Source organism: Nostoc sp. FACHB-280, assembly GCF_014697615.1.
In the GTDB taxonomy this organism is placed as follows: domain Bacteria; phylum Cyanobacteriota; class Cyanobacteriia; order Cyanobacteriales; family Nostocaceae; genus Nostoc_B.
Map to the genome: position 1 here is coordinate 203,597 of NZ_JACJSD010000007.1, position 12,493 is coordinate 216,089.

At 40.2% G+C, this 12,493-nt stretch carries 10 protein-coding genes; 7 read left to right on the top strand and 3 right to left on the bottom strand.

The window, feature by feature from the left end; translation table 11 throughout:
* Nucleotides 1–110: 110 nt before the first annotated feature.
* Nucleotides 111–1,745 (bottom strand): glycoside hydrolase family 10 protein, encoded by a 1,635-nt coding sequence (locus tag H6G75_RS07790; protein WP_397331621.1) that lies wholly within the window; start codon nucleotides 1,743–1,745, stop codon nucleotides 111–113.
* Nucleotides 1,746–1,787: 42 nt separating this feature from the next.
* Between H6G75_RS07790 and H6G75_RS07795 the strand changes: the two genes are divergently transcribed.
* Nucleotides 1,788–2,927, top strand: coding sequence for an acyltransferase family protein (locus tag H6G75_RS07795; protein WP_190979366.1), 1,140 nt, complete (start codon nucleotides 1,788–1,790; stop codon nucleotides 2,925–2,927).
* A 153-nt stretch (nucleotides 2,928–3,080) separates the two neighbouring features.
* Here H6G75_RS07795 and H6G75_RS07800 read toward each other — a convergent pair whose 3' ends face one another.
* Nucleotides 3,081–4,058 (bottom strand): carbohydrate kinase, encoded by a 978-nt coding sequence (locus H6G75_RS07800; RefSeq protein WP_190979367.1) that lies wholly within the window; start codon nucleotides 4,056–4,058, stop codon nucleotides 3,081–3,083.
* Nucleotides 4,059–4,508: 450 nt separating this feature from the next.
* Between H6G75_RS07800 and H6G75_RS07805 the strand changes: the two genes are divergently transcribed.
* From H6G75_RS07805 to H6G75_RS07820, 4 genes are all read left to right on the top strand, one after another.
* Entirely contained in the window at nucleotides 4,509–4,772 is a 264-nt protein-coding gene (locus H6G75_RS07805; RefSeq protein WP_190979368.1) for a helix-turn-helix transcriptional regulator, read from the top strand.
* A gap of 379 nt (nucleotides 4,773–5,151) precedes the next feature.
* Entirely contained in the window at nucleotides 5,152–5,805 is a 654-nt protein-coding gene (locus tag H6G75_RS07810) for a DUF6391 domain-containing protein (protein WP_190979369.1), read from the top strand.
* A gap of 26 nt (nucleotides 5,806–5,831) precedes the next feature.
* Nucleotides 5,832–6,830: a glycosyltransferase gene (locus H6G75_RS07815; RefSeq protein ID WP_190979370.1), complete on the top strand. Its 999-nt coding sequence runs from the start codon at nucleotides 5,832–5,834 to the stop codon at nucleotides 6,828–6,830.
* A 264-nt stretch (nucleotides 6,831–7,094) separates the two neighbouring features.
* Nucleotides 7,095–7,499 (top strand): hypothetical protein, encoded by a 405-nt coding sequence (locus H6G75_RS07820; RefSeq protein ID WP_190979371.1) that lies wholly within the window; start codon nucleotides 7,095–7,097, stop codon nucleotides 7,497–7,499.
* 153 nt (nucleotides 7,500–7,652) lie between these two features.
* On the opposite strand, the gene H6G75_RS07825 is transcribed toward H6G75_RS07820, so the two are convergent.
* Nucleotides 7,653–9,056 carry a serine/threonine-protein kinase gene (locus H6G75_RS07825; protein WP_190979372.1) on the bottom strand — a complete coding sequence of 468 codons (1,404 nt, stop codon included), beginning with the start codon at nucleotides 9,054–9,056 and terminating at the stop codon, nucleotides 7,653–7,655.
* Nucleotides 9,057–9,370: 314 nt separating this feature from the next.
* Between H6G75_RS07825 and H6G75_RS07830 the strand changes: the two genes are divergently transcribed.
* Both H6G75_RS07830 and H6G75_RS07835 read left to right on the top strand, forming a co-directional pair.
* Complete coding sequence (locus H6G75_RS07830) at nucleotides 9,371–10,606, top strand: glycosyltransferase (RefSeq protein WP_190979373.1); 1,236 nt, start codon at nucleotides 9,371–9,373, stop codon at nucleotides 10,604–10,606.
* Nucleotides 10,607–11,167: 561 nt separating this feature from the next.
* On the top strand, nucleotides 11,168–12,355 hold the full coding sequence (locus H6G75_RS07835) for a TRC40/GET3/ArsA family transport-energizing ATPase (protein ID WP_062294884.1): 1,188 nt from the start codon (nucleotides 11,168–11,170) through the stop codon (nucleotides 12,353–12,355).
* Nucleotides 12,356–12,493 lie beyond the last annotated feature (138 nt).

Here is a 12,493-nt window from a genome sequence, read left to right on the forward strand (position 1 = left end):
AGGGGGGCTAAGAGTTTCTTAAAGTCCCCCTTTTTAAGGGGGATTTAGGGGGATCTGTAAGTGCCGATAAACACAACAAACTACTTTTAAAAAAACCTCTTATAACTCCATTAACGAGAATTTAATCTTGGCAAAGGAGTGTGAACATTAGAGTTTCTCGCCTGATATTGAGGAATTTCCACAACGGCGCTTGTGCCTTGCACACCATAACGAGTCACCGCCGAAACAGCGACATCTTCAACTTGATTATGATTTAACAAAGTTGAATTCTGCCCAGCAGGTAAAATATTGGTATTCCATTCATTACCTGTTTTGGTTTGCACAACCCATAACCAAACTGCTTGTTTACCTGTAGGTTGCCATCTCAGAACTGTTCTAGTCCCAGTCACATCTTTTTCTAAACTCACTTGGGGTTTTTCAGGTACTGTATTATCTAACCAAGGTGATGCCGGGACTAATGCGGGATGGTGATAAACATCTTGGGGTAATAAATCTGCAATGCCGCCGCGATTTTGCAGCAGAGGTTTCATACTAAAGTGAATATTGCCATCAGAACCAACATGACCTTGAGTGGTTTTAATTTGATAGACAATTTCTTTTGCAGGCCAAGCTGTGCGGCTGTTTTGTCCAATGCGGCTAGTGTAAATTCCTGGCCAAATATGTCGAGATTGAGTGTTTTGTGATATCCACCAATTCAACAATACAGGATAGCTTTCTTGGGGCTGTGCAATTTTCCAATAAAGTTGGGGTGAGAGATAATCTAACCAGCCATTCATTAACCATTTGCGAGAATCGGCATATAGTTCTTGATAAGCATTAAAACCTTTTTCATTGCCTATTTGTTTGGGAAATCCTGGTTGCCAAATGCCAAAAGGACTAATACCAAATTTCACCCAAGGTTTAGCTGTTTTAATGTTTTGATAAAGTCGTTGAATTAATGTGTTGACATTTTCTCGCCGCCAATCATCACGGGTTGCTGTCCCTCCTGATTGTTGATATTTTTGCCAACTAATTTGATCAGGAAAATCAATTTTTTTATTTCTCCTATCTTTTTCGGGATAGGGATAAAAGTAATCATCAATGTGAACACCATCGATATCATATCGATTGACAACATCCATAATTACTTGCACGGTGTAATCCTGCACGGCTTTTTCACCGGGGTCTAACCAGAGATATTTGCCGTAACGTTTGACTAATTCTGGATGGGTTTTGCTGATATGATTCGGTGCAACTGTTGATTTGCCCTGGGGATGACTGGCACGATAAGGATTAAACCAAGCGTGTAATTCGAGTCCGCGTTTATGGGCTTCTGCCACGGCAAAAGCTAAGGGGTCATAATAAGGTGCGGGTGGTTTACCCATTTGTCCTGTTAAAAATTCTGACCAAGGTTCTAATGTAGATTGGTATAAGGCATCACAGTCAGGACGGACTTGTAAAATTACAGCATTGAGTTTTAATTTCGCCGCGCGATCGAGTATTGTAATTAACTCAGCTTGTTGTTGGCTGGTGGTTAAACCCGGTTTAGAAGGCCAGTCAATATTAGCCACACTCGCAACCCATACACCCCGAAATTCTCTGCTGGGTGATGGGGGGATGATAGCTGCTGGCTGGGGTGAGGAGTCTGCAATTTGAAGTGGAAAAAGGCAGAAGGTAGAAGACAGGAGACAGGAGGTAAGAATTAAATTCCTGTGCTGCTTTCCTAGACGTAAAAATCCACTAAGAAAAATGTCTTTGATGTTCACAAAAGTTTTGGAGGAGCGTTGAACAGATTAAACTATAACGTTATGAAAAATTCCTCTACACCCTCTACGCGCCTCGCTTCCCTGGATGTATTTCGGGGAATTGCGATCGCCTCTATGATTTTAGTGAATAATCCCGGTAATTGGGATTATGTCTATCCCCCTCTCGACCACGCCAAATGGAATGGTTGCACACCGACAGACTTGGTGTTTCCATTCTTTTTATTTATTGTCGGTGTCGCAATGCCGTTTTCTTTCGCCAAGTACACCCCAGAAAATCGCCCCACGGCTACTGTCTATCAGCGTATTTTCCGCCGTGGTCTGATATTATTTGCCCTGGGCTTGTTCCTGGCTTTGGTTTCTTTAACCCTTGATTGGTTAGTTAAAGGCATACCACCCAATTTCGGCACACTGCGAATTATGGGAGTCTTGCAGCGCATCAGTCTTGCTTATGTACTTGCAGCCTTAGCAGTTCTTAACCTTTCCCGCCGTTGGTTGTGGATATTAGCGGGTGTTATCCTCATCGGTTACTGGCTGGCGATGCAATTTATCCCTGTCCCCGGCTTTGGTGCGGGAAATCTCACCCCAGAAGGAAATTTTAGTGGTTACATTGACCGCATAATTCTAGGTAAGCATATTTATCGCGGCGGTGCTTTTGACCCGGAAGGTTTGTTTAGTACTTTGCCATCTGTTGTCACCGTCTTTTTGGGATATTTTACAGGCGACTGGTTACGCACTCAGCCAATTAAAAGCCGCACAAGTGTAAATTTAGTAATTTTTGGCTTAATTGCCTTAGTAATTGGATTATTGTGGGGATTTTTATTTCCCATTAATAAACAACTTTGGACAAGTTCTTATGTTGTTTTTACAGCAGGTTGGGCATTACTCACTTTAGCTTTGTGTTATGAACTCATCGAAGTCCGCAATTTGAGAAACTGGGGACTACCATTAGAAGTGATGGGACTAAATGCCATCTTTTTGTTTGTTGGTTCTGGCATACTTACCAGAATTTTACTCAAAACTAACATTGGCAACAGCACAACCTACAACTGGATTTATGACAACCTATTTCGCCCTTGGGCGGGGACATTCAATGGTTCACTTGCATTTGCCATAGTCATGGTTTTATTGTGGTGGACAATTCTTTATGGAATGTATCGTCGGCGTTGGTTTTTCAAAATTTAGTAGAGGCTTTCCCAGTCATTCGCCCCTACATTGGAGAAATATCATCAAAAACAATAGATTCCAAATTGGTTCTATCAGGGTATAGGGGTATAGATATTTCAAACCCTGACACCCCTATACCTTGAAACCCATTCTCAACAGACAACAGTCTTGTTAAAGTTGATGGGTAGCGAGAAAAGCATCAACTTCTGCGGCTGTTGGTTGAGAAGCGATCGCACCTGGTTTAATCGTAGTCAATGCTCCCACAGCACTGGCATAAGTAACAATGCGTTTTGCTGTGTCTGCATCTGCTAATTTTTGGATACCATACTGACTTAATTGGTGGATAAATCCTGCCAAAAAGCTATCTCCTGCGCCAGTGGTATCAGCTACCTTGACTGGAAAAGAAGGTAATATTCCTTCGTTCCCACTTAAGCAATAGGCGCAACCTTTGTCACCGTCAGTAATCAGTACTCCTTCCACCGAATCTAAACGGTAAGTAATAGCTCCCGCATCGGCGGTGTCAAATAGCCATTCTGCTTCCTCTTTGGAAAGTTTCAAAAAGTCAATCCGCTTAAATGTATTTTGGATTTTTTGCCGCGCGATATTTTGGTCTTGCCAAAATACTGGTCGCCAGTTGACATCTAGCACAATCTTCAGGTCTAATTGTTCTGCCAAATCTAAAGCGCGATAAACTGCCTGCTCACTGTCAGGATAGGCTAATTCTAAAGTACCCAAAACCAGAAAATCTGCCTCTTGAAACAGCGAAGTGGGTAATTGCTTGGCTTGGAGACGGGTATCGGCAAATTCAGATGTATCATATTGACCGAAGCCTGCGAAACTGCGATCGCCTGCCAAATCTCGCACCACATACACCTGTCGCGTTGGTGCAGTTGGATGACGTTGCACACCCGTTATATCTACCCCAATCTCTTGGAGTAACTGAACCAGCTCATTTCCCGGTTCATCTTCACCCACAGAACCAACAAATCCGGCAGAAGTTCCAAGCTTCACCAAAGCACAGGCCACATTAGCAGGCGCTCCTCCAGGGTAAGGAGTCCAAGACTGTACCTCCTCCAGCTTTAGCCCCAACTGATCGGCTAAACAGTCGAATAGAATTTCACCAAGACACAAAACACGGGGATTGCTCATCTCACTTTAGATTTGCGATTTAGGTTTAGGAAGCAAGAAGAATCCTGACATCAGAATTTTTCTGCCTGAACTCAGAACTCTCAATTCTAAGTTTTTCCTGTTGACCCCTAACTTTTAAGTTCTTGTGAGGTCAGTATAAAATCTACAATAATCTTTGTCTTCTGTCGCCAGTCCTTCATAGAACTCAATGGCAATTTTTATTACTCTTACTGAATATGTAGGCTTTAATATCGGCTTTTATTGCCTCAGAATTAATACTTAATAAAATTTTTATAGACGTAATTAAAACAACATTAAACTTATGTATAGAAATTTGTCCTTGAATTAAACTTGAAAAAAATTATTGTCAATCGTATTGCAGCTAACACTTCAAACCCCTACCAACAAAAGAATCTTCTAGAATTAAAGAGAGTGATTAAGTACATATACCAAGGGAGGATAGAATCAGTCATGGCTGGTGGCGAGTCCCAGACCCCTGTTACTCTGTCAGACAGAGAACTGCAAATTATCGACTTAGTGGCCGCTGGCTTAACTAACCAAGAGATTGCAGCAAAACTGGAAATTAGCAAGCGAACAGTTGATAACCACATCAGCAATATTCTCACCAAAACCCAAACAGAAAACCGAGTGGCGCTTGTCCGCTGGGCTTTACAGTGGGGCAAGGTCTGCTTAAATGATGTGAATTGCTGCCCTCTGCCTAACCAAAACGAGTGAATTGCTAGTAAAGATGTGGTCAATGGCGTTTGGCAGATGCCATTAATCGCGTCTAATATGGCGATAAATTTCGTTTGGCGTGCAGCTACGACATTTTCATGGTTCACTGCTTGTTTTACTCCTCACGCATCTATTCCAGCGTGAACCTTTAGTTCTCGCTAACATCAACATCAGGCAGAACAGATTACTTAGTTATTGGTTATCGTGCAGAATTGTTACCGTTGAGTCAGTTTTGTCAAACTGGCTCAACGGTACATTTCACCATATTTAAAAAGATATTTATCCAGTCATCAATAAAAATTAGCAATAATCTTTGGCTACAAGCGTTACATTTGTAAGAAATCTATGTTGCTCCGTCAGTTTGAGGAGCAGTGTTGCTATGGAAACTTCTGCTTCTGTTCAAGGTGGCTTGTCTTCCTTTAACTTTTTTAACTTTGACTTTACTACGCCGCAATCTACCCTAGATGCTGATTTAGTCAAACAGCTATCATTTGTTCCCGGTTTAAAAGAAATTATCATGCTGCGGCAAGTTCACGCCTTAGAACATGCTACAGTTTGGGTTTTGAGCGAAACTAAAAATGTTCATACTCCCCCAGGGAGACCCAATACAGTTCAACTTGATAACGAATTATTGGGTGGTTTATCTACAGATCAAGGATTTTACCTTTATGGTGAAGTTAATATTAGTAACTTGCGACGCGCAGTCAGCCAAGCCCTTTATCGCCTGACACATGGGGAATGGGATTTAGCAGTACATCCCCGTTGTGGTACAAATCTCTCAGTCACAATGTTGTTAACCGCCGGACTCGCTGTCGGTGTCAATTTATTGCTTCCCTTTCGCCCAGTTGAACAATTAATTGGTTTGGGACTAGCCGCCACCACAGCCGCAGAAATCGCCCCAGATTTAGGTTCAATAGCCCAGCGTTATCTCACCACAGCTATTCCGTTTAACTTAGCAGTAGAAAATATTACTGTGGCTCGTGATGTTTGGGGACGGCAAGGGCATTTTGTCAAGGTAAAATGGCGAGAGTGAAATTAATTCGTAATTCATAATTTATAATGCGAAAGCTGTATTTTGTATTGCCTGGAACTCAGGGCAGATTTGTCTGTGGTGGTCTCTGGGCAGAATTAAAAACATTGAAACTTGCTCAACAGGTTTGTAGTGCGGAAATCGTGACTTACCGCCAAAGAGAAGCAGGTAAGTTGTTTTTAAATGACTTGCTGAAAGAACCAAATTTAGATAATGCCATCTTTATCATTAGTTGGGGATTTGACATCGCTAAATTAGTCGCCAAACTCAAGCAACATAATGTGGTATATCATGCCCATAGTTCTGGTTACAAATTTAATTTACCTACAGAGATTCCCATTATTACAGTTAGCCGCAATACATTGGGATATTGGGGACAGAAGTCACCAAACACACTGATATATTATTTACCGAATGAAATTAGCCCAGAATTTCAAAATTTACATTTAGAACGAGATATAGATGTGTTAGTTCAGGCGCGAAAGTCTTCGGAGTATTTATTAACAAAGCTAATTCCCACATTACAACAAAAATGTAACGTGCATTTGGTTGATTATTATGTAGAAGATTTACCAGGATTATTTAATCGCGCTAAGGTGTATATTTATGATTCGGCAGAATATTGGGCGCAACAAGCTGTCAGTGAAGGTTTTGGATTGCAACCAATGGAAGCTTTAGCCTGTGGATGTCAGGTATTTTCTAGCGTTAATGGCGGGCTTTCAGATTATTTAGACCCTGGTTTTAATAGTTATAAAATTGCTAATTATTCTAAAGAATATGATATAGCTCAGATTCTCAAAGTGCTGCAATCTGGCACAGGTTTAAGTCTGTCAGCGGAGGTGCTAAAAGAGTACCGCTACGAAAATATTATTCAGAGAATGCAAGTAATTTTAAAGGAATTAAATGAGTTTTTTGACCATAAACGGCATTATCAATCTAACATACCTAAATTGACACAATTACGCTTAAATCAATTAAGAATTAAAAATCTCTACAAGAAAGTGAAGAAAAAATATTTTCATGCTTGATGAGGTAGATAAGGAAAATTACGGGTATAGATACAGTATGCTACAAGTAAGATGAGTATAAAGCGTAGTTGCCAAAGCAAGATAGAGAGCCTATTTTTATTCTGACTTTAGAAGTCTGACTTCTGAATTCTGCTGTAGACAACTGTGCCAGTTTTGTAAATGGAACACATTCAACTTTACAGGTGATTACATTTTAATTGCTTGCGGATAAGATGGAATTGCACTTGTAGGTATCACATATAACTTAAATTCAGGGGTTAAAGTATGAAACGCCCATTTATAACTTTAGCTGTGGTTGTCAGTGCGATCGCTCTTGCTTATCCTGTCCAGGCGCAACAACAAGAAGAACTTGCGCCACTGACTATCGAACGCCGTGAAGCCGCTACCCTGATCACTGAACCAATTACAATCAACAGTAGCGCAGTTAGTAACAGCGATCGCGCTCAAGCCTTAAGACAAATTGCTAACACTATTGGCCGCGTCCGTGAAGAAAAGGGTTGCAAAAATATTAAACCCCTAGAAATTCTCAACGATCCCGAAGCCGCAATTAAAGAATGTGAAAAGCCCAATCATAACGAACCTACTCAACGTAACGGCGAACCAGTAGATTATTTAAAGGTTCCGCGACTAGATTCTGGTGGTGTCAGTTTGACAGTCACTCAGTTTTAAAACAATCTTATTAAAAGGGAACAGGGAACGCGCTGGTTTTGGACGGGGATTTCGACCCCGCCCAAAATGCTTGTGTTTAAAAACAAGGCTTTCAATTCAAATGGCTGAAGGAGTATGAGGAAACGAACAGAAAACTTTTTAAATTAGTTTATTTTATTCAAAAACAAAAGATTGAATCATTTTTTCTGCGATGGGTAAAAAGTTATTATATTCGTCAACAGTTGCCGTGTAAGTAATAATATAGGCATTATCATTTTGTAAAGTCCAAACTTGTAGACTTTTTAACCGCCCATTATCAATTTTCCCTGTAAATACCAGTTGATTGGCTCTCTGATTAGCCAGTGTTGTTTCACTAGAACTTTCTATTTGAGCATCATCTACTGTATTTTTCACTTCCCGAATAAATAAATCTTTCGACTCGTCTAAAGTACTCGAAAGTGGTTCCACCCGAATAGTTATAAGTTCTTGAAATTGGTCAGTATCACTTTGTTTTGGTGATAAGAAAGTAACGATATCTTGGGTTACAGCATTTGGTGTTTCCTGCACTGCCCAATTATCAGGATAGTTAATTTTTACTCCATGAGCAGCATAATTTAAAAATTTGGTTTGATTAATTTTGATTTGAGATAAAACTATTAATCCAACTGCAACTGCGGCTGTAATTCCTAAACCCATCACCCATTTTTTCGGCAAAGATTGTTTGAGTTTAGTTAATGGTGCTTTCTCAAGCATTTCTAAGGCTTGTAACACCGATTCGGCTGTAGGGTAACGCTGACGAAAGTCATAGCGCACCATCTTATCTAAAATACTGGCAAACTGGGGGCTAACTTTCACTTGATTACGCCAATCAATTTCGCCTGTATTTGGGTTTCTGGGGATTGAATGACTACCAGCCGCCGGATTTATCCCTGTTAAAGCTAAGATAGCAATCATCCCCACTGCATAGATATCACTACTTAAATGGGGATTACTATTAGCTTGTTCACTAGGCATATAACCAGGTGTACCAATAGCAACAGTAAAACTTGTTTGTCCCGCAGTGTTGGCGACTTGGGTACTAATTTGTTTGACTGCGCCAAAGTCAATTAAAACTATTTTGCCATCTGATTCTCGGCGGCGAATGTTCTCAGGTTTCAAATCCCGATGAATCACATGATTTTGATGGACAAATGCTAAAACAGTCAGTATCTCTTTTAACAATTGAATTACAGTCGTTTCATTTAATTTATCACTGAGTGGCGGTAATTCTTGTTTGAGATCGTGACCGGGAATAAATTCTTGGACTAAAAAGAATTCCTCATTTTCTGCAAAGTGCGCGAGTAATTGGGGAATTTGGTCATGTTTTCCTAACATTTCCAAAATCGCTGCTTCTAAGTCAAAAAAGCGTTTAGCTGCATTTAAGGTGTAGGGATCATTCGCCAGTGGCTTAAATTGCTTGACAACACACTGGGGATTTCCAGGTCTTTGTATATCTTGAGCTATAAAAGTCGTGCCAAATCCTCCCCGTCCTAACTGAGTAAGAATTTGGTAGCGTCCCCCGACCGTTTGACCCAGCATGAAGTTTCCCCTCTCTTTGAGAACACCCACTCACTGATTTGTTAATCTTGATTTTTGCACATACAGCACAGCCAGATTCAGAATCCTCGGCAGATAGTGTACTTCACTGTTTTGCCAATTTGTTGTAATAAAGTGTTAAGCATTGGCTGGTAGCAAGTAGAGTTGTCATATAGCAATCCGGTTTGATTTGTAAACTACGCGAAGAGACAGGGAGTAGATTTGTCAGCAACCGATTTAAGATTGCTAAGTGCCGAATTTGTGCAAGTGCATCACCTATGTTTAATAAATATAAGTAAATAAATTGAAGTTCGCGTATGAGTATTAGTCTGTGCATGATTGTAAAAAATGAAGAAACTACGCTACCGAAGTGCTTAAATAGTGTTAAGGATTTCGTGGATGAAATGGTAGTTTTAGATACAGGTTCTAGCGATCGCACTCCCGAAATCGCTCAACAATTCGGTGCAGAAGTACATCATTTTCAATGGACTAATAACTTTAGTACTGCTCGGAATGCCGCTTTAAAATATGTGACTGGTGATTGGGTGTTGGTGTTAGATGCAGATGAAATACTCAACCCCAGCATTGTGCCACAGCTACAAGATGCAATGCAAAGTGATGAATATATCTTAATCAATCTCATCCGCCAAGAAATTGGTGCGGTTCAATCTCCCTATTCTTTGGTTTCGCGGTTGTTTCGCAATCATCCCGAAATTCGCTTTGAAAGGCCTTATCATGCCTTAGTGGATGATAGTGTAGCGACGATTATACAAAAAGAACCTCATTGGCAAGTTGGTTATTTGCAGGGTGTAGCAATTCTGCATACAGGGTATCAAAAAAGAGCGATCGCCCAAAATAATAAATACATCAAAGCGCAAGCCGCAATGTTAGAGTTTCTCGCCACCCATCCCAATGATCCTTATGTTTGCAGTAAATTAGGGGCGCTTTACGTTGAAACTGGCAAACTTTCTCAAGGTGTAGAATTATTGCTACGGGGACTCAAGCAAGCTAGTGGTAGGTCATCCCAAGATTGGGTGACAGCAAATCAATCAGCAGAAAACTACGAAATTTTATATGAACTCCATTATCATTTAGGGATTGCGTACAATCATTTAAAACAGCCGCAACCAGCCCTAGAACACTATCAAGCTGCGATTAAATTACCGATTTATCCTATGCTCAAGTTAGGAGCATATAACAATTTAGGCAACTTACTCAAAGATGCAGGCGATTTAAACAACGCCAAAAAAGCTTACGAAACAGCTTTAAAGATTGATCCAGATTTTGCGACTGGGTATTATAACTTAGGGATGACATTAAAGGCTTTGAATTTATTTACTGATGCGATCGCTTGTTATCAAAAAGCCATCAAATTAAATCCTTATTACGCAGAAGCATATCAAAATTTAGGTGTAGTACAGCTAAAAGTTGGTAATCTCCAAGCTAGTCTGACAGCATTTAAAAATGCCATACTCCTCCACGAACAGCAGCAAAATATCGCAGAAGCCAAAAGACTGCACCAAGGTTTATATGAGATGGGACTAATCAAATAACGACTCATACCAATTTTGGATTTTGGATTTTCGCTGAGAAACTTGTTTGAAACTGTGAAAATCTCTGTCTAGCAAAACTGTGATTTATTAACCATTCAGACTCCTGACTTCTGAATTTTATAGGACTTATACCAATTCTGTATGAAGATGCACTGAATTAAAGAACGAACCACAAAGGGCGCAAAGGACACAAAGAAAGAAGAGATATAAAGATTAAATGCAACCTCAAATAGAATTGGTATTACGCAATAACTCTCTCAAACTCTTATAACTTCGTGTCCTACCCTTCGGGAAGCCACTTCGTGTCTATGCGTCCTTTGCGGTTCGTTTCTTTATACTTTTGCGGTAATGATTCACCTCTGAATTCCTCAGCGAATTTAGAATGCAGCAACTTGTGAGCTTGAGAATTACGTAATAATAAGAGATGAGTGTTTTTTTGGCAGAGAGATTGAGTATGAAATTCATACTTAATATTTGGCTGCAAAACTAACCACCCCTCTTTGAGCATTAATTGAGCATTTTAGAGGACTCACAAGCTAAAAACCTTATAGATTCGAGATAATGCGAGTAATTTTGATGACAGGCAAAGGCGGTGTGGGAAAAACCTCTGTTGCTGCCGCTACGGGACTTCGTTGTGCAGAACTGGGCTATCGCACACTAGTTTTAAGTACAGATCCTGCCCATTCCTTAGCCGATAGTTTTGATTTAGAACTAGAACATGCACCGAAGCAAATTCGCCCAAACTTGTGGGGTGCAGAACTAGATGCACTGCAAGAACTGGAAGGTAACTGGGGTGCTGTAAAGCGATACATTACCCAGGTTTTGCAGGCGCGGGGCTTAGAAGGAGTGCAAGCGGAAGAATTGGCGATTCTACCAGGAATGGATGAAATTTTCAGCTTGGTAAGAATGAAACGCCATTATGATGAAGGGGATTTTGATGTTTTAATTATTGACTCAGCCCCCACCGGCACAGCTTTGCGCCTGTTAAGCTTACCAGAAGTTGGCGGTTGGTATATGCGCCGCTTTTACAAACCATTTCAAAATATATCTGTAGCGTTGCGTCCTTTAGTGGAACCAATTTTTAAACCAATTGCGGGTTTTTCTCTACCCGACAAAGAGGTAATGGATGCACCTTATGAGTTTTATGAACAAATTGAGGCACTGGAAAAGGTATTAACAGATAATACTCAAACTTCTGTGCGTCTTGTCACTAATCCCGAAAAGATGGTGATTAAAGAATCGCTACGCGCCCATGCTTATTTAAGCTTGTATAATGTAGCTACAGATTTAGTAGTTGCTAACAGGATTATTCCGCCGGAAGTGGAAGATCCATTTTTCCAACGTTGGAAACAAAATCAAGAACAGTATCGTCAAGAAATTCACGAAAATTTCCATCCTCTGCCAGTTAAAGAAGTGCCGCTATTTTCTGAAGAAATGTGTGGATTAGCGGCACTAGAAAGACTCAAGGAAATTCTCTATAAAGACGAAGACCCTAGCCAAGTTTATTATAAAGAAACAACAGTTAGAGTCGTACAAGAGAAAAATGAATACAGTTTAGAACTGTATTTACCGGGGATTCCTAAACACCAAATTCAGCTAAGTAAAACAGGTGATGAGTTAAACATTACAATCGGCAACCATCGCCGCAATTTAGTGCTGCCACAGGCTTTAGCCGCACTACAACCTGCTGGGGCTAAGATGGAAGAAGACTATTTAAGAATTCGTTTTGCTGATAATAACCGAGTTTAATTCTCTGGGTAATCATCCTCAAGGAATAATTTATCTTTAACAGTAGAGACACAGCTTAGTTCTGGTCTCTTTTTTTTTAGAAAAACATAAATATCTGGTTTTTTTAAACTTTTTACTAGTAAAAATTTATCAAAAATC

Bases quoted from the DNA above. Each gene is read 5' to 3' on its own strand.
- H6G75_RS07795 (WP_190979366.1), top strand. From the start codon at position 1,788: ATGAAAAATTCCTCTACACCCTCTACGCGCCTCGCTTCCCTGGATGTA.
- H6G75_RS07800 (WP_190979367.1), bottom strand. From the start codon at position 4,058: ATGAGCAATCCCCGTGTTTTGTGTCTTGGTGAAATTCTATTCGACTGT.
- H6G75_RS07805 (WP_190979368.1), top strand. From the start codon at position 4,509: ATGGCTGGTGGCGAGTCCCAGACCCCTGTTACTCTGTCAGACAGAGAA.
- H6G75_RS07810 (WP_190979369.1), top strand. From the start codon at position 5,152: ATGGAAACTTCTGCTTCTGTTCAAGGTGGCTTGTCTTCCTTTAACTTT.
- H6G75_RS07815 (WP_190979370.1), top strand. From the start codon at position 5,832: ATGCGAAAGCTGTATTTTGTATTGCCTGGAACTCAGGGCAGATTTGTC.
- H6G75_RS07820 (WP_190979371.1), top strand. From the start codon at position 7,095: ATGAAACGCCCATTTATAACTTTAGCTGTGGTTGTCAGTGCGATCGCT.
- H6G75_RS07825 (WP_190979372.1), bottom strand. From the start codon at position 9,056: ATGCTGGGTCAAACGGTCGGGGGACGCTACCAAATTCTTACTCAGTTA.
- H6G75_RS07830 (WP_190979373.1), top strand. From the start codon at position 9,371: ATGAGTATTAGTCTGTGCATGATTGTAAAAAATGAAGAAACTACGCTA.
- H6G75_RS07835 (WP_062294884.1), top strand. From the start codon at position 11,168: ATGCGAGTAATTTTGATGACAGGCAAAGGCGGTGTGGGAAAAACCTCT.